The sequence below is a fragment of the Phreatobacter sp. genome (assembly GCF_022843985.1).
Classification (GTDB): Bacteria; Pseudomonadota; Alphaproteobacteria; order Rhizobiales; family Phreatobacteraceae; genus Phreatobacter.
In genome coordinates this window covers 229,040-246,008 of record NZ_JALHMP010000001.1, presented here as the reverse complement: position 1 = coordinate 246,008, position 16,969 = coordinate 229,040, and the positions used below count along the sequence as shown (strand labels likewise).

The 16,969-nt window shown below is 68.2% G+C and carries 15 protein-coding genes; 5 read left to right on the top strand and 10 right to left on the bottom strand.

Annotated elements, in window-relative coordinates; genetic code table 11:
- Nucleotides 1–3 precede the first annotated feature (3 nt).
- The 3 genes from Q0C57_RS01210 to Q0C57_RS01205 all read right to left on the bottom strand — a co-directional run bounded on the left by Q0C57_RS01210 (nucleotide 4) and on the right by Q0C57_RS01205 (nucleotide 3,706).
- Nucleotides 4–1,611 carry an ABC transporter substrate-binding protein gene (locus Q0C57_RS01210; protein WP_296570888.1) on the bottom strand — a complete coding sequence of 536 codons (1,608 nt, stop codon included), beginning with the start codon at nucleotides 1,609–1,611 and terminating at the stop codon, nucleotides 4–6.
- Nucleotides 1,612–1,877: 266 nt separating this feature from the next.
- Nucleotides 1,878–2,438 (bottom strand): IS3 family transposase, encoded by a 561-nt coding sequence (locus Q0C57_RS21100; protein ID WP_366937790.1) that lies wholly within the window; start codon nucleotides 2,436–2,438, stop codon nucleotides 1,878–1,880.
- A gap of 101 nt (nucleotides 2,439–2,539) precedes the next feature.
- The gene (locus Q0C57_RS01205) at nucleotides 2,540–3,706 is read right to left on the bottom strand and encodes a GNAT family N-acetyltransferase (RefSeq protein ID WP_296570885.1); all 1,167 of its coding nucleotides are present in this window, start codon (nucleotides 3,704–3,706) and stop codon (nucleotides 2,540–2,542) included.
- A 168-nt stretch (nucleotides 3,707–3,874) separates the two neighbouring features.
- On the opposite strand from Q0C57_RS01205, the gene Q0C57_RS01200 reads away from it, so the two are divergent.
- Entirely contained in the window at nucleotides 3,875–5,071 is a 1,197-nt protein-coding gene (locus tag Q0C57_RS01200; RefSeq protein WP_296570880.1) for a hypothetical protein, read from the top strand.
- Nucleotides 5,072–5,269: 198 nt separating this feature from the next.
- Here Q0C57_RS01200 and nanR read toward each other — a convergent pair whose 3' ends face one another.
- Genes nanR through Q0C57_RS01185 form a run of 3 tightly spaced genes read right to left on the bottom strand, consistent with a single transcriptional unit; the run spans nucleotide 5,270 to nucleotide 8,629 of the window.
- Nucleotides 5,270–6,016, bottom strand: a complete 747-nt coding sequence (gene nanR, locus Q0C57_RS01195) for a transcriptional regulator NanR (protein WP_296570878.1) — start codon at nucleotides 6,014–6,016, stop codon at nucleotides 5,270–5,272.
- The gene (locus Q0C57_RS01190; protein ID WP_296570877.1) at nucleotides 6,006–7,376 is read right to left on the bottom strand and encodes a four-carbon acid sugar kinase family protein; all 1,371 of its coding nucleotides are present in this window, start codon (nucleotides 7,374–7,376) and stop codon (nucleotides 6,006–6,008) included. The genes nanR and Q0C57_RS01190 overlap by 11 nt, the downstream gene beginning before the upstream one ends.
- Nucleotides 7,373–8,629: a ribulose-bisphosphate carboxylase large subunit family protein gene (locus Q0C57_RS01185; protein WP_296570875.1), complete on the bottom strand. Its 1,257-nt coding sequence runs from the start codon at nucleotides 8,627–8,629 to the stop codon at nucleotides 7,373–7,375. Before Q0C57_RS01185 ends, Q0C57_RS01190 begins: the two co-directional genes overlap by 4 nt.
- Nucleotides 8,630–8,757: 128 nt before the next feature.
- Between Q0C57_RS01185 and Q0C57_RS01180 the strand changes: the two genes are divergently transcribed.
- Nucleotides 8,758–9,585 (top strand): phosphogluconate dehydrogenase C-terminal domain-containing protein, encoded by an 828-nt coding sequence (locus Q0C57_RS01180; RefSeq protein ID WP_296570873.1) that lies wholly within the window; start codon nucleotides 8,758–8,760, stop codon nucleotides 9,583–9,585.
- Between the two features lie 105 nt (nucleotides 9,586–9,690).
- Here the strand turns inward: Q0C57_RS01180 and Q0C57_RS01175 are convergent, their stop codons facing one another.
- The gene (locus Q0C57_RS01175) at nucleotides 9,691–11,349 is read right to left on the bottom strand and encodes a class I adenylate-forming enzyme family protein (protein ID WP_296570871.1); all 1,659 of its coding nucleotides are present in this window, start codon (nucleotides 11,347–11,349) and stop codon (nucleotides 9,691–9,693) included.
- A gap of 394 nt (nucleotides 11,350–11,743) precedes the next feature.
- Between Q0C57_RS01175 and Q0C57_RS01170 the strand changes: the two genes are divergently transcribed.
- Nucleotides 11,744–12,190: a hypothetical protein gene (locus Q0C57_RS01170; protein ID WP_296570869.1), complete on the top strand. Its 447-nt coding sequence runs from the start codon at nucleotides 11,744–11,746 to the stop codon at nucleotides 12,188–12,190.
- On the opposite strand, the gene map is transcribed toward Q0C57_RS01170, so the two are convergent.
- Nucleotides 12,191–13,000: a type I methionyl aminopeptidase gene (gene map / locus Q0C57_RS01165; protein ID WP_296570939.1), complete on the bottom strand. Its 810-nt coding sequence runs from the start codon at nucleotides 12,998–13,000 to the stop codon at nucleotides 12,191–12,193. It lies immediately after the preceding gene.
- Between the two features lie 144 nt (nucleotides 13,001–13,144).
- Nucleotides 13,145–14,044: an NAD(P)-dependent oxidoreductase gene (locus Q0C57_RS01160; RefSeq protein ID WP_296570865.1), complete on the bottom strand. Its 900-nt coding sequence runs from the start codon at nucleotides 14,042–14,044 to the stop codon at nucleotides 13,145–13,147.
- Between the two features lie 128 nt (nucleotides 14,045–14,172).
- Here Q0C57_RS01160 and Q0C57_RS01155 point away from each other — a divergent pair, with 128 nt between their 5' ends.
- Nucleotides 14,173–15,216: a LacI family DNA-binding transcriptional regulator gene (locus Q0C57_RS01155; protein WP_296570862.1), complete on the top strand. Its 1,044-nt coding sequence runs from the start codon at nucleotides 14,173–14,175 to the stop codon at nucleotides 15,214–15,216.
- 62 nt (nucleotides 15,217–15,278) lie between these two features.
- On the opposite strand, the gene Q0C57_RS01150 is transcribed toward Q0C57_RS01155, so the two are convergent.
- Nucleotides 15,279–15,905, bottom strand: a complete 627-nt coding sequence (locus Q0C57_RS01150; RefSeq protein ID WP_296570860.1) for an NAD(P)H-dependent oxidoreductase — start codon at nucleotides 15,903–15,905, stop codon at nucleotides 15,279–15,281.
- 143 nt (nucleotides 15,906–16,048) lie between these two features.
- Here Q0C57_RS01150 and Q0C57_RS01145 point away from each other — a divergent pair, with 143 nt between their 5' ends.
- Entirely contained in the window at nucleotides 16,049–16,951 is a 903-nt protein-coding gene (locus tag Q0C57_RS01145; protein ID WP_296570857.1) for a LysR family transcriptional regulator, read from the top strand.
- Nucleotides 16,952–16,969 lie beyond the last annotated feature (18 nt).

Sequence of the window (16,969 nt, the reverse complement as noted above, 5' to 3'; positions counted from 1 at the left end):
AGCTCAGGACTTGCCGGCGCGCCAGTAGATGGCCGAAAGACCTGGCGAACTCGCCATATATTCCGTGACGTTGGAGCGAACGGCCACCTGAACCTGCTGCTGGGCAAAGACCACGAAAGGCGCGACCTTCATGAAATCTTCCTGGATCTGCCGGTACATGGCCGCGCGGGCGTCGGCGTCTCGCTCCTGCATCGCCGCCTCCGTGCGCGCGGTGAGCTCCGGAATAGCCCAGTTGTTGCGCCAGCTCAGCTTGCCGGGATTGTCGCGGCCCGGCGGATTGTGGGTGAAGCTGTCGGCATTGTAGTGCGGGTCAGGGTGGCCGAGGCCCCAGGTGCCGATGAACAGCTGGTGGTTGCGGGCGCGGAACTTGGCGAGGACCTGGGCACCCGTGGCCGGTAGCACCTCCAGCGTCACGCCGCCTCGGGCGAAGCTCGCCTGAAGCGCCTGGGCGACGTCGAGCGAGGGGAAGGTGTTCGCGGTGTCCATGGTGAGCTTGATCCCGCCGGGATGTCCGGCCTCGGCCAGCAGCGCCTTGGCCCGCTCCGGATCGAAGCGCCACGGGCGGCTGTCAATCTCGCCGAGCGTCCCGCGGGGGATGAAGGACTGGTGCGGAAACACCTGGCCGGGAAGCAGGTTGTTGGCGATCGCGTCGTAGTCGACGAGATGCTTCAGCGCCTCGATGACCTTGGGGTTGCCTAGGATCGGGTCCGCCATGTTGGCGCTGAAATACTGGATGGTGCCGCGCGGGAAGTCGGCAATGGTGATCCCGGCGCGCCCCCGTAGGCCGTTGATGTCGGTCGGCGTCAGGTTGCGTGCGACGTCCACATCGCCGCGCTCCAGCAACAGGCGCTGCGTCGCCGCCTCCGGCACATGACGCACGATGACCCGCTGCATCACCGCCTTGCCGCGCCACCAGCTATCGTTGCGCTCGATCGTGTAGCTCTCATTCGGCTGGTAGCGCACCACCCGGAAGGCGCCAGAGGCCGCCGAATTGCGGTTGAGCCACGTGTTGCCATTGTCCGTGCCGGCATTCTGCTCGACCACCTTGCTGTCCAGCACCGACGCGATGGTTGCCGTGAACAGGTTCTGGATCAGCGTGGGTGCATAGGCCTTGTCGAAGGTGACCTGAACTTCGAAATCGCCCGTCTGGCGGATCGTTTGCTCGATATTGTCTCGGGTCAGGCCGACCGAACGGTACATGAAGGCGGGGGTCCGGTTGATGATCAGCGGACGGCGCAGGGAATAGACGACATCTGCGGCGGTGAGCGGATTGCCGGAGTGGAACTTCACGCCCTGCCGGATGAAGAGCGTGAAGGTCCGTCCGTCCGGGGACAGGTTAAATCTCTCCGCGAGGCCTGGCCGCAACTCGGCGACAGCCTTGGTCTCGTCGATGGCGAACAGTTGGTCGTAGACGTTCTTCAGCAGGTCGGAGCCGGTGATCTCGAACGACTGGTGCGGATCGAGGGCGACAAGATCGTCGATCTGGGCAGCGATCACCAGCGTGTTCCGCGGCGTCTGGGCCAAGGCTGGGTAGGCGCCCGGCACCGTGGTCGTCACGGCGACGGCGCCGGCACCGGCGAGAAGCTGGCGCTTCGAAACACGAACAGACATGGCAGGCCCCCAAAGATGACTCACTTGTGTGGTCGAGATTGAGATGGCGGGTCAATCCCTTCCGCAGCGTGGCGCCCAAGACTCCGACGGCTCGGCGGGCGCCGCAAGCAGGCTCGGGAGGTCCACTCTCACCGGATGGGCCGGGCAAGGCGACGGCTGAGATCAAATCGCGCCCTCTCCGCGTCATTCTGCCGCATCTGTTTGCCGTTCATTCACCTGCGGAAAGACCAGGGCGGAGCCTTCGCGCGCCTTCGGTGTTTCGGCCTTCAGCCACGTCGCCGGGAGCCGAAAGGCGTTCCGTTCGGGCCCCAAAGCGGCGGTGGATGCCTGCCCCTCCTTGCCACCGTTGCGGACAACGGGCGGCGCGCTGACAGGAGATGGGCTCGTTCGGTGTCAATATCGGTTGAACTTGCCCAAAAGCGCCGAAGTAAAAGTCCCCAGTTCGGCCGATCAGGCTGTCGCGGAGGGGTGCCCGTTTTTGGAGGACGTCTTCGTGGCCTGGGTGGCGGCACCACTGTCGGTGGCGAGATGGCCGCCTTGGAACGGAGATGCTCCGGCATGAGGGTAGCCTGTTGGCGAAGCCGGCCGCTGGAATTCTCGACGATCAGCCGGGCCACCCGGTCGCGGCCGACCTTGAAACCCTCGCGGTTCAGCTGCAGCCAGACCTTCCGTGCGCCGTAGACGCCAAACTTCTTCCTGTGGACCCGGAGGATCTCCGCGGACAGCCGTTCATTCACCTTCGCCCTTGTTGAGCGAAGTTCGGGGTCAGCCTTGCGGCGGGCATGTTCGAGCCAGGTGGAGGGGGCGATCCGCAGAACCCTGTCCATGATGCGACGGGAGTCGTCAGCGTCAGTGAGGCGGCGATCGTCAGGTGGCGATGCATGGACGGGAGCCTCCGGAGACGGCGGCGCGCGTCGCGGAAGCCGGCTCACATGCGCCCGGTAAGGGGGCCGAACAGCTTCTTCGCGGCGGTGAACAGCTGCGGGTTGTCGCGCAGCCGTTCCTTGGCGCGCCAGAGCGCTGTCACCGCGTGGCCGCGAGCCGAGACCGGCCGCATCACCGCGTTGAGCCTGGTTTCGGTGACGCCATAGGCAAACTTGTAGGCCTCGCTGCCGATGGTCATGTCGTAGGCCTTGAGGCCATGGGCCGCGCACCATTCCATGATGCCGACGGTGAGCACCTGGCCGAGGCTGTACTTCTTCCAATCGCCGTCGCGCCGGAAGCCCGGCAGGAGCGCGAGGAAGGTGTCGCCGTCGGTCAGGCCGAATTCGCTCGCCACCACCTCGTCGCCGACGCGCAGCGCGAACACCACGCCCGGCCCTGACAGAAGTCCCGCGTAGTGCGCCCGCCAATGGTCGTGGTCGAGAATGTCCGTGCCGCCGGTGGCGGCGAAGCGGGCCTGCCGCTGTTCGAGGAGGTCGGCGAAGACATCGCCGGCCTCGTCGGGCGCGGCGCGGACGACCGACCACTCGCCCTTCTGTTCGCGAAGGATGCGGCGGGCACGTGTCAGGTTCTTCACGAGGCCCTTGTCGAGGCGCTTTTCCCATCCGGCATCAAGCGGCACGGAATAGGAGGCCAACGGGAAGGGCATGGCCCCGTTGAGGTGGTAAAGCGGGTTCGGCCGGCCGCCGACAGTCGGCACAAGCTTCTCGAGCTTCACGATATCGGTTCCGGTGACTGCGGCGAGCGCGAGATCGCAGGCGCGGGCGGCCGCGGCATCCGAGAGCACTGTGCGCGAGGCGAGAACGGGGGCCGTGTGGTCGCAGACCTCCCCGTCCGCGAAGCCGATCACGAAGCCGAGCTTGCTGCGGGTGCGCGCGAACGGGAAAATTGCGACGGGGTCGCCGCCATCCGCCCGCGAGACCGCAATGATCATGGGCTCGGCGATGCCGGCGGCGCTGGCGGAGGCGTACCAGGAGCGCGCCCAATCGAAGCGCTGGAAGGCGGTGGAACAGCCCTCGCGCTCCAGCCGGCGCCATGCGGCCTCCAATGGCGCGGGGTCATCGAACACGATCGCGCGCAGCGAACCTTCATCGTCGTCGCGCGGCGCGGTGTCGGTCCGTCGTTCCCGCGTGATGATCGTTCCGGTTGTCATCCGTGACCCAGCCTTACTCGAAACATGACTGCGTTAGGAGGCATCGGCGACGCTTCTTACTGTGATGTTCCGGAGCGTCGCATCGGAATTTCGAGAATATTTCTAGCTGAGTACATTTTTAATGGACATGAAACATGGTGTCGCACCACTTCCGAAAGCCGGACATTGATGAATCGCCCACTCGTCCTGTCGCTGATCGACCAGGCCCTGACCAGCGGGTGGTCGTTCGGCGTGATGACCGCGCTCGTCGCCTTCACCGATCCGGTGACCGTGGGCCACTTCGCGCTCTATGCGGCGGCGCTCCTGATCGCGGTCGGCCTGCACGGGGCGCTGATTACGACCCCCATGAACGTCATGTTACCGGGCCGCGACCAGGCGACACGGGCGGGGCTTGCGGTGGCGCTGGCGCGTGCCGACGCGATCGGCCGGCTCATCGCCGCGGGGTTCGCGGCGCTCGTCGCCGGTCTTCTCGACGGCTGGTCGGTCGCGCCGCTCGCGGCTGCACTGGTCGCCGCCACCCTCTGGCGGGAGACCGAGCGCGCCAGGGCGATCGGCATCGAACGCATGGACCGCTGTCTCGCCATAGACGCGGTCGCGATCGGCGTCACGCTGGTCGTCGTCGCGGGCGCTCTCCTGGTCTTGGCGCCCGTTCCCGCGATCTTGTCGGGCATGGCCGTCGGGTCGGCGGCTGGCGCGCTGGTTGCGCGGCGCTGGGCCGAACGGGTCGAGGCCCCCTCGGCTGGCTATGGCGCGATCTGGGGCGATGCCCGCTACGGCCTGATCGGCGCGCTCGCGACCGAGGCGCAGGACCGGGGCTATGTGTTTCTCGTCGGCCTTCTGCGCGGCGAGGCCGCGGTCGGCGTGTTGCAGGCCGGGCGCGTTCTGTCCGCGCCGCTGTCGCTCGCCGGCACCGCCTGGGGGCGCGTGGCGCGCCCGCGCATGACGCGGATGATCGCTGCCGGCGACCCGGCCGGCGCCCGGCGAGAGCTCGTCCGCGGCCTCGTCGGTCTGACCTTGCTGGCGGGGGCCGTGTTCCTCGTGCTCGCGCTGCTCTGGCCGTGGATCGAGGCGCGGGTGCTGCGCGGCCAGTACGAGGGCATCGCCATGATCGCGGCGGTCTGGGCCGGTCACGCGCTCGCGGTCGTGCTCTCCACCGCCATCTCTTTCCACATGCAGGCGGAGGAGCGGTTCGAGGAACTGGCCCGCGTGTCCTTCATGTCATGCGCGGTGGCGCTGGCGCTCGTGCTCCTACTCGGCTTCGGGTTCCCGATCCTGATCGCCGCCTGTGGCATGCTGGTCGGTGAACTGGTCGGGCTCGTCTGGATGGCGATACTCGTGTTCGCGCGGCGCGAGACGCGGCGGTAGGCTCGCAAACCGCCGTGCCGGGCCCGCCATTTCCTACAGCGCGTGCGCAGGACACAGCCGCTCCGGTGCGGATCGTAAGCCTCGACGTATCGGAGCGTTAACGCAGGGGCCTGAGAGCCGGCGGTGTCCTGTTTCGCCCGCCATCCCGCCTGTTCGCCCGACGGCGTCTTCGTGACGGCGCCAGCCCGTCCCGCCATTCTAGGCCCGCCGATCCGCCGCGCCGTGCCGGTAGAGCGCGCTGGCGCGGTAGAGGTGATCGGACATCGCCGTTGCCGCCCGGGCCGGGTCCCGCGCGGCGATGGCCTCGAGAATGCACTGGTGCTCCTGCAGCGTGACATTCTCCACGCCGGGGGCGCGGACGAGAGCGGTATAGTGATCGCTGAGCCATGCCAGAAGCCCCTCGACCACCGCCGGGAAGATCGGGTTGCCGGCCATGGCCGCGATCTGGCGATGGAAGGCGATGTCGCAACGCAGGAAGTCCTCCAGTCCCGCCTGCCGCTGCTCGTCGAGGCGGGCCTGGAGCAGGGCGAGCCCGGCGGGCTCGACCCTTTCCGCCGCGAGGCGGGCGAGCCCCGTCTCGAGGAAGGCCCGCGCTTCCTTCAGGTGATCGAGCGTCTGCGGCTCGACGTCGAGCAGATAGCGCGCCGCATCGGTGATGGTGTGCATCATGGCGGCGGCTGTCGGCAGCACGACCCTGGCGCGCTCGCCATGGCTGATCGTCACGATCCCGGACCGCTCGAGCTGCTGGAAGGCCTCGCGGATGGCCGGTCGTCCCACGCCATAGGCATCCATCAGTTCGCGCTCGGAGGGCAACTGCGAGCCGGGTGCGAATTCGCCGGCGCGGATCCGCGCCATCAGACGGTCCATCACCTCGTGGAAGAGCTTGCGGCGCTGGATGGGTTCCGGAGACGGGGGCGGGCTCGAAGGGCGCGGGTCAGGCGGCATCGAGGCGTCTCCCGGCGCGAACGGCGCTGAAGAAATCCGGCGCGCCGATCTGCCCGCCCTTGAGGGCGAGTTCGAGCCCGTCGCGCCCCGGCAGGTTGGCATGGGCCCGGCACAGCGGCGACCCGGCAGCCAGCGGGGCGATGGCCTCGAGGGCATCGATTCCGAGGGCCAGGGCGGCATGTCCGGACGTATCCCCGCCGGCGATCGCCGCGCGGGTCAGGCCACAATCCTCGGTCAAAGCTCCGAGCACCTGGCCGAGCCCGGCGCCGATCCGGTCATTGACGCGGGCAGGATCGGCGCCGGCGCTGCGACACGCCTCGGCCAGGGCGGCCACGGCCGGATCGTCAGGCCCCCGCGCCGTATAGACGAGCGGCGACGCGGCCGCGGCAATGGACCTGGCCTGTTCCACCGCCCGCCCGATCTCGCGATCCCATGGCCCTTCATCGACCGCCTGGGTGACATCGAGCCGGAGCGAGGTGAAGCCGTGGGCTTCGGCATGGGCGATCTGCCCGGCCGTGACGGGGGAGCAGGACCCGGAGACCACCGCGATGCGCTCCGCCGCCGCCATCGTCGGTACTGGCGCTTCACGCGGGATCAGCCCGGCCTCGCGCCAATGGGCGACGAGCGCATATTCGACGCCTTGGGATCCCGCGACGAAACGGCCTTCGGCGCGGGCCTGCCAGAGCAGGGCCCCCGCGGCCGCCAGTGTCTCCTCGTCGAGCACGTCGATGGCAATGACCGGCGCATCGTCTCCCGCAAGTTCCCGGCGCTTTCGGTCGCCGTCGCCGCGCTTGAGGCACGGAAAGTCGATCAGGCCCATGCGGCGATCGGTTTGCCGGCCGAGGTGGCGGAGGAGATCCGCCTCGTCCATCGGCGTCACGGGATGACGCGCCATGACGGGGTGGCGATCGAGGCGATGGGCCGTGCCGTGAAGGCCGGCGAAGAGGTGGCCGAACGCCTGATAGCGCTCCAGCGCCGGTGCGCCGACGACGAGCGGGATCCAGCCTGAAGGGAAGGCCTGTGCGCCGAGATCGATCGCCCGGCCGATGGAACCGATCTGCGGCGCCGAATCGAAGGTCGAGCAGACCTTGTAGTGGACCAGGGGCGCGCCGATCCGGCCGAGCGCCGCGTAGAGCGGCGGCAGGTGGTCGTCCATCCAGTCCGGCGGGCGGGAGCGGGCGATCCCGGCAATCCCGATGCAGCGCCGGTCCGCGAAGGCGGCGAGACGCGCGGGCGTTGGCGGGCTGAGGAACATGACGGCGCTGAGGCCGGCAAAGGCCATCACCTCCATCACCGCGGACGATCCGGTAAAGTCGTCCCCGTAGAAGGCGACCAGCGGTCCCGCGGGCAACGGGGTCATGTGAAATACCGGAGCGCTGCGGCGAGCGCCGGCCGGGACCGCGCGGCGAGGTCGAGGTCCTCGCCGGCAACCGCCGCCTCCCAGGCCTCGCGCAGCGCGCCGACACCGGCGGCGGGGCCGTCGGGGTGGGCGATGATGCCGCCGCCCGCGGCGAAGATGAGATCCGTTGTCCCGAGCGCAGCGAAGGTTCCCGGCGCCTGCCGGACCGTCTGCCCGGACGAGAAGACCGGCATGGTGGCGTCGGGCCGGTCGGCGAAGAGCGGCTCCCCGCAGGCGCGGGCCGAGGCGATGACGCTGTCGTCGCCCTCGCTGAACTTGTTGGCGAGGCCGTTCACATGCATGTGGTCGGCTCCCGCCAGACGCCAGAGCTTGTGCCAGGCGCGGTAGTCCCAGCCGAGGCCGGGCGCCCGCGACAGGTAGCCCCAGCCGTTGCGGTGGGCATGGATCGGCAGTTGCGAATGGCGGCGGAGTTCGATCATGCCGACGAGGCCGACCGCGTTGAGGCTGGCCATCACGCAGGTGCCGCCGCGTGCCAGCACATGATCGTGCCGGCGGCGCATCTGGTCGAGGTCGCCGGTGAGGTTGAAGGCATACATCACCTTCCGGCCGCGGCGCTGGGCCTCGGCTTCGAGGACCGCCATGACCGCGTCGACGCGGGCCTCGAAGGGGCAAAGCGGCCCGTCAGACTGCAACTCGTCGTCCTTGATGAAATCGATGCCGGCGCGGGCCAGCTTGGCAACCAGGTCGGCAGTCTCGGCCGGCCCGAAGCCGACGCTCGGCTTGACGATGGTGCCGATCAGCGGCCCCTGGTCGACGCCCGAGAGCCGGCGCGTTCCGGCGACCCCGAACTGCGGCCCGCGATAGGCGGTGGCGAAGGCGGGAGGGAGCCGGATGTCGAGCAGGCGCAGGCCGGTGACCGGCGCCAGCTCGAAGAGGTTGCCGGCCACCGTGGCCATGAGATTCGGCAGTGACGGACCGAGGGTCGTCAGCGGCCAGGACAGCGTCACCCGCGCCCGGGCATAACGGCCCGATCCGGCCACGCTCTGCCGGGCGGAGGGCAGGGACGGGGTGGTCGCGATGTCGAGGAGTTCCAGAGCCTCGATCCGGGCGGCGGCCCTTGCCGTCAGTTCCGGGGTCTCGCCCGGCACGGCGACAAAGGTGCCACTGGACTGTTCGCCCGCCATGATATCGGCCGTTCGCCGCGGGTCGCCCGATGTTTCGAGCCAGTAATCCGCCTCGATGCGCTGGTCCATGTCCACGTCCGCCGTTCCTGTTCGCCGGTGAAGGATCGCTTACTCATAAGGTCATCATACCAGATTGACAATCATGGCCGCGGCATGGAACGAGTCCGGCCATGGTGGGCAGACTGGGAGTTCGGCCGATGACGGCAATCGCATTGTTCGGGGCGGGTGGAAAAATGGGGATGCGGATCGGCCGCAACCTGATGGCGTCGCGTTTCGAGACGCGCCCGGTCGAGGTCAGCGCCGCGGGGCGTGACCGGTTCCAGGGGGCCTATGGCATCGCCTGCCTCGAGGCCGATGCCGCCATCGACGGCGCCCCCGTGGTCGTCCTCGCCGTGCCCGATACCGCCATCGGCAGTGTCGCCGCGACCCTCGTGCCGAAACTCGCCCCGGGCACGATCGTCATCATCCTCGATGCCGCATCACCCCATGCCGGCCACCTGCCGGCGCGCGCGGACATCACCTATTTCATCACCCATCCCTGCCACCCGCCGATCTTCAATGACGAGACCGACCCGGCGGCGAAGTCCGACCATTTCGGCGGTGTGGCCGCCAAGCAGCACATCGTCAGTGCCCTGATGCAGGGGCCGGAGGCGCATTACGCGCTGGGCGAGGAGGTCGCGCGCGCGATCTGGGCGCCGGTGATGCGGTCGCATCGGGTCACCGTCGAGCAGATGGCCATCCTCGAGCCCGGCCTGTCGGAAACAGTCTGTGCGACCTTGCTCGATGCCATGCGGGAGGCGATGGAAGAGGCCATTCGCCGCGGCGTGCCGCGCGAGGCGGCGCGCGACTTCCTGCTCGGCCACATGAACATCCTCGCCGCCGTGACCTTCCGCGAGATCGACGGCGTGTTCTCGGACGCCTGCAACAAGGCCATCGTCTTCGGCAAGGACACGATCCTCAAGCCGGACTGGAAGCGGCTGTTCGAGCCCGAGGAGATTGTCGCCAGCGTCAGGCGCATCACCTGAGGGCTTCCTCGAATCGCGCGACGCTGTTCCGGCGCGCTGGACGGATCGCCTGAGGCCAACGTCGCCTACGGCATGAGGACCCTATGGCCGGGGCCTGCTGGCGCGTTACGCTTTGCCTGGCTGGCCCAGCGCGTCGCGCAGCAGGCGCTTCATCACCTTGCCATTGGCATTGCGCGGCAAAGGCTCCGACTGGACCGTCATGGTCTCCGGCACCTTGTAGTCGGCGAGGCGCGCTGCGCACCAGGTGCGCAGTGCCTCTGCGGGCGGTTCGCTCGCATAGGTGACCACGAAGGCATGCACCCTTTCACCCAGAACGGGGCAGGGCAGCGCCACCACCGCGCATTCGACGACGCCCGGGCAGGCGACGAGGATCGTCTCCACTTCGGCGGTGAAGATCTTGTAACCGCCACGGTTGATCATGTCCTTCTTGCGGTCGAGGACTTGGACAAAACCGTCGGCGTCGATGCTGCCGATATCGCCGGAATGCCAGAACCCGGCGGTGAAGCCGGTGCGTGTCGCCTTCGGGTTGTTCCAGTAGCCGCGGACCACATGCGGCCCGCGGATCCAGATTTCGCCGACCTCACCGGCCGGCACCTCGCGCCCCCCATCATCGACCACGAGGATGTCGACGCCGGGCGCGGCGATGCCGACGCTGTGGCCATGGGTGGCGGTGAAGCGCGGCGGCATGATCGTCGTCGGCGAGGTTGTCTCGGTCGCGCCATAGGCGTTCATCAGCATCAGCCCTGGGCAGCGTTCGGCGAGCCGCGCGATGGTCGGCGTCGGCATGGGCGCGCCGCCATAGCCGCCGATGCGCCAGGCGGAGAGATCGTGGGCGGCAAAATCCGGCTGGAGCAGGCAGAGATTGTACATGGCCGGCACCAGCACCGACTGGGTCATCCGCTCGCGAGCCGCCAGGATGAGGAAATCGGCAGCCTTGAAGGTGGGCATGATGACGAGGGTCGCCGCCGCCCGAACCGTGCATGTGATGTTGGCGACGAGCCCGGTGACATGGCTGAGCGGCACGGCCGCAAGCGACCGATCGGCATGCGTCAGCCCCATGCAGTGCTCATACACGAGGGAGGAATGGACGATGCCGAGATGGGTCAGCATCGCCCCCTTCGGCCGCCCCGTCGTGCCCGACGTGTAGAGGATCACCGCAGTGTCTTCCTCCGCCACCGCTGCCACGTCTGGCACCGGGGCCGTAGCATGGCGGGTCAGGATCGCCTCGAGGCTGTCGGCTCCCGCGGCAAGCCCGCCGACGGTCCAGCACCGGGCGAGACCCGGGACCTCCGCCGGCTGTGGCAGCCGGTCGGCAAGATCGGCCTCGTGGATCAGCAGGACCGCCCCGCAATCCGCCACCGCATGGGCGATCTCGGGGGCCTGCAGGCGCAGGCCCATCGGCACGGCGATGGCGCCGAGACGGCTGACGGCGAAGAGCAGGGTGACGAATTCGGCCCGGTTGCCGACCAGCAGCGCCACGCGGTCGCCGGCAGCCACGCCCTCCGCCGCCAGCGCCGCACTCAGCCGTTCGACTGCTGCGGCGAGGTCGGCATAGGTCAGGCGCGTCGCCTCGCAGACGATCGCCTCGCCCCGGGGATGGCGCGCCACGGCATCGGCGAGCAGAGCATGCAGGCTCGCCGGTCGCTCGGCGAAACAGGCGACGACGCGGTCGCCGAAATGAGCCTCCAGCCGCAGCCGTGGGCGGTCGGCCGCGATCCACCGCGGCGCGGCAGGGCGAGACAGGGCGACCGTGTCAGGGGGCATGGTCCGTGGCCTCATCGGTCTCGGTGGCATGATGGGCTGTCGGCTGGCTGGCCAGGAAGCGCAGCGGGATGAGCGCACGTCCTTCCGCGCGCGTCCCGGCCATGTGCCTGAAGGCCGGCATCGGTGACAGGCACAAGGGAGGATCGGACGCCATGGCTATCGGTGTAACCGACGCGCCCGTCCATGTCAGCGTTCCGCCGGCGTGGCGGTTCGCCAAAAAGCGCCTTCATGGTTGAGGAACGACATGATGCCATCCCAGTGGCAGGAGGCGCGGGCGCCTGGTCTCCGGCCGCATTGACCTTGCACCGGCCGTTGGGCCGCCGTTCATCCCATGGCCATTCTCGCGACATGATGCCGCGTGACCATCGCGCTCTCGTTTCAAGGGGAGGCTTGCATGCACACCCGTCTGGTTCTTGCGGTCCTCTTCCTGGCCACCTTGCCCGCGCTGGCCCAGGTGCAGGGCGCCGTTTCCGCTCCGGCCGGATCAGACAATGGTCGCTTCGTCCTGCGCGACACGCCCGATGGGCTGCTGCGCATGGACAGCCGCACCGGCGCGATCTCGCTGTGCACCCGCACTGCCGGCTCCCTTGCCTGCCGGCTGGTGCCGGACGACCGGGCGGCGCTCGAACAGGAGATCGAGCGACTGAAGGCAGAAAACGAGACGCTGAGGCGCGGCAGCCCCCCGGCCGCCCGTCCGGGCCAGCCGGGCGGCGAGGGATTGACCCTGCCGAGCGATGCCGAGGTCGACCGGGCCCTGAGCCTTGCCGAACGCATCTGGCGGCGGCTGCGCGGCATGATCCGCGAGAGCGAGGAAAACCCGCTTCCCGAACGGCGACTGTGATCAGTTGGCGCGGCGGAGCGGCGGCTTGTCGAGGCCCTTGGGCGACAGGGTGAAGACCTCGACGCCGCCAGCCGTGACGCCGACCGTGTGCTCGAACTGCGCCGACAGCGAACGGTCGCGCGTCACGGCCGTCCAGCCGTCGGAGAGCACTTTCACATGCGGACGGCCGAGATTGACCATCGGTTCGATGGTGAAGATCATCCCCGGCTTCAGCAGGCTGCCTTCGCCCGGCTTGCCGAGATGGACGATGTTCGGCTCGTCGTGGAACAGCTTGCCGACGCCATGGCCGCAGAAGTCGCGAACGACGCTCATGTGCTGCGGCTCCACATAGCTCTGGATCGCATGGCCGATGTCGCCGACCGTATTGCCGGGCTTCACGGCCGCAACGCCCCGCAGCAGCGACTCATAGGTCACATCGATCAGCCGCTCGGCCCGGCGCGGAATCTCGCCGACCCCGTACATGCGCGACGCGTCGCCGTGCCAGCCGTCGAGCACGAAGGTGACGTCGATATTGACGATGTCACCGTCGCGGAAGGGCTTGTCGTTGGGCATGCCGTGACAGACGACGTGGTTCAGCGAGGTGCAGCAGGAAAATTCGTAGCCGCGATACATCAGCGTCGCGGGATAGGCGCCGTGATCCATGCCGAAGGCAAAGACGAGCTGGTCGATCCGCTCGGTGGGGACGCCTTCCTTCACCTCGTCCACGAGCATGTCGAGGCAGGCGGCGACGAGGCGCCCGGCCTTGCGCATGCCGGCGAAAGCCTCCTCGCCATAGAGCTTGATCTGGCCGTTCTTGCGCATCTGCGCCATGTCGGCCTCGACATAGGAAACCACGGGCGAAATCCCTGTGAACAACGCTGTCGGAAATATGCGCGGAACATAAGCAAATCGCCCGGCGGCGCAAGACGCGAAGATCAGGCCTTCCGCGGAGCCGGGCCAGCGCCAACGGAGGCCTCATTCCAGCAGGTTCACCCCGTTCCAGCGGGCCACCTCATCGGAGAGCATCGGCACATACTTGCCGCCATTGCCCTGGGCCTCGGCCATGGCGAAATAGTTCTTCACCGCATTGCCCATCGGATTGGCGATCCCCGAGGCCTGCGCCATGGCGGCGCAGTAACGCATGTCCTTGTGGGCATTTGCGAGCGTGAATTTGTGAGCATTTTCATCACGTTCGATGACGTACTTGAAGAAGGTCTGATAGAAGCCGCAATCCATGCGTCCGCCCGACAGCACGGCGTTCATGGCCTTGGGTGCGACGCCGTTGGCCTTGGCGACGGCGAGGGCCTCGGCATAGAGCGCCGCATAGCCCATCGAGATGAAATTGTTGACGATCTTCATCGTATGGCCGGCGCCGACCGGGCCGACATGGACGATGCGACCGGCGAAACAGGCGACGGCGTCATGAACGCGCGCCAGATCCGCCTCGGCGCCCCCCGTCATGACGTCGAGTTTGCCCTCCCAGGCCTCCTTCGGCGTGCGGGACAGCGGCGCATCCAGGAAGGTGACGCCAAGCGGCGCCAGGTCCCCGGCCAGCCTGCGGGTGAGCGTCGGCTCCGACGTCGAGCAATCGACGATGGTCAGACCCCGATGCGCGCCAGCCCTCAGGCCCTCGGGCCCGTTCACCACGGCCTCCACCTGTGGCGCGCCGGTGACGCAGATGAAGACCACGTCGCTGGCCTCCGCCACCGCCTTCGCGCTCGTCGCTTCGGTGGCGCCACGCGACACGAGATCCTCCACCGGCGCGCGGTTGCGGTTGGCCATCACGGTCAGGGGGAAACCCTTCTCGACGATGTTCTTGGCCATGCCGTGGCCCATCAGCCCGACACCGACAAAACCGATCTTCTGCTTGGTCATTGTGGTCCTCCCCGACCTTGTTGGCGGCGAGCCTAGCGCCGCCGGGGCGAGGGGACGAGGGGGCAAACCGATTGAAATTTGCCTTCAAACTTGAAATAGGATTTTAAAGGGGTCGAGGGCCCTGCACCATGAACGTCATGATCGAGGATGCGTCCCGGCCGGGACGCGTCACGCTGCTTCAGATCGCCCAGGATCTCGGTGTCTCGACGGCCACCGTTTCGCTGGCTCTGCGCGCCAGCCCGCTCGTTGCTGAGGCGACACGCGAGAAGGTCCAGCAGCGCGCCCGCAGCCTGGGCTATGTCTACAACCGCTCGGCCGCCAGCCTGCGCACCGCGCGGACCAACATGATCGCCGTCGGCGTCAACGACGTGGTGAACCCCTATTTCGGCGAGATTCTCGCTGCCATCGAGGAGACGCTGGCCGGATCGGGCCATACGGTGCTGCTCGGCACCTATTCGGACGACCCTGGCAAACAGGACCGGGTCCTCGCGACCCTCAAGGAATATCGCCCGGACGGCATGATCCTGTGCCCTGCCAACGGCTCGACCGCCGATGCCCTGACGACGATCGCCGCAGCGGGAATTCCGGTCGTCCAGATCACCCGCGAGATCGACGGCGTCGGCCTCGACGTGGTCGCCTCCGACGACGGCGTCGCCACCCGCCTGGCGCTCGACCATCTCCACGACCTCGGCCATCGGCGCATCGCGGTGGTCGGCGGCAACGACACCATGTCGACAGGCCGCAACCGCCGCATCACTTACCGGGCATGGCTGGCCGAAAGGCGCCTACCCTTCGATCCGGCGCTGATGGTGACGGGGCTCGGCACACGCGACACGGGCTTCGCGGGCATCCAGGCGCTGCTCGACCTCGCCGTGCCACCGACCGCCGCCATCTGCATGAATGATCTCATCGCCTTCGGCGTGATGATGGGCCTGCGGCAGCGCGGCCGGGAGGCGGGACGCGATTTCTCGGTGGTCGGCGCCGACGACGTGCGGGAGGCCGCCATGTGGGCGCCGGGTCTGACGACCGTCTCCACCCATCCGAGCGAGCAGGGACGCCGGGCTTGCGAGCGGGTGCTGGTGCGGACGGTGAATCCGACGCTGCCGGCGGCCCGCATCATCCTGCCGCCGACCCTGGTGGTGCGCGGCAGCACGGGGCCCGTCGGCTCCTGAAACGCATCATGCCCGGCTTGGCGGCCGGGCATGACGGGACAGAACCAGCGGAGAGCCGTGCCTCAGAAGGTGCGGGCGAGGGCCATGGCCTTGGCCTTCGCCTCGGCAAGCGAGGCCTCGGCCGATTCCGGCGTAGCGGTATTGGCCACCTGCAGCGAGTGAATCGTCTCGAAGCCGAAGAATTTCAGCATCCACTCGACATAGGGCTTCTGGAAGTCGATGGCCTCGGCGCCGGTGCCGGGTCCATAGGCGCCCATCGACGCCGTCACCACGAGGGCGGGCTTGCCCTTGACCAGGCCGAAATAGCCCTGGTCTGGCGACCAGCCGAAGGTCTGGCCGGGCTGGGCAATGACGTCGATGTAATGCTTCAGCACATAAGGAACCGAAAAGTTCCACATCGGGGCCGAGATGACGATCTTGTCGGCGGCCTTGAAATGTGCGGCCGTGGCGACGACCTTGGCCCAGGCCTGGGCCTGGTCCGCGGTGAAGTCCTTGCCGCCCATCACCGCATATTTGGCGTCGAGCGTGGCGCCGTCGAAGGCCGGCAGGTCGGCGGTCCACAGGTCGAGGACCTCGACCGTGTCGCCGGGATGCGCGGCCTGATAGGCGTCGAGGAAGGCACGGGCAGCCTGCGTCGAATAGGAGCGACCCTTGCGCGGGCTCGCTTCGATGAACAGCACTTTGGCCATGGGGGAAGTCCTTGCGTCGGGAGCGAAAAGCGTGGAGCGACCATGCTCCGGACCTCCATATGGCCTGCCTGGCGCCGCAAATGAATTGACGTTATTGCCATGAGATGCTTGCATACGTGCAAGCGAACGGAGCCTTGACTTTCATGACGCAACCGCTGGTCTCCTGGGACGACTACCGCACCGTCCTCGCCGTTTCCTCGGCCCGTTCGCTGGCGGGCGCCGCCGAACTGCTCGCCGTCAACCAGTCCACCGTCTTCCGCCGTCTCGGTGCCATGGAGGAACGGCTCGGCGCGCGGCTCTTCGAGCGCAGCCGCACCGGCTATTCCCTCACCGCCGCCGGCGAGGGGATGGTCAGGCTCGCCGAACGCATGTCCGAGGACATCATCGAGTTCGAACGGCGCCTGACCGGGCAGGATCTCCGTCCCCAGGGCGAGGTCCGGGTGACCACCAACGACACGCTCGTCGTCCATCTGCTGACGCCGATCTTTGCCTCCTTCCGCAAGGCATTTCCGGAAATCACGCTCGACGTGGTGGTCGGCAACCAGTCCCTGAACCTGTCGAAGCGCGATGCCGACGTCGCCATCCGGGCCACCGCCGACCCGCCGGAAACGCTGGTCGGCCGTCGCCTCGCGGCGATCCCGTGGGCGATCTATGCGGCCGAGAGCCTGGGGATCACCACGCTCGATCCGGTCGACTACCGCGCCCATGCCTGGATCGGGCTCGGCGACAATCTGGCCTCGCTCAAGCCTGGCCGCTGGCTGGTCCAGCATGTCGGCGAGGATCGCATCGGCTGGCGCATCAACACGGTGCTCGGCCTCGCCGAGGCCGTGGCCGAAGGAGCGGGGATCGGGCTCTTGCCCTGCTTCATCGCCAGGACCTTCCCCAATCTGGTGCCGCTATCAGGTCCGATCCCGGACATCCCGGGCGCCCTCTGGATCCTCACCCATCCGGACCTGCGGTCCACCGCGCGGGTGCGCGTTTTCATGGACCATGTCGGCACGGAGATCGCCCGCCGCCGCGGCCTGATCGAGGGGGTCAGCGGCTGACGCAGGTCCGTTCCGGGT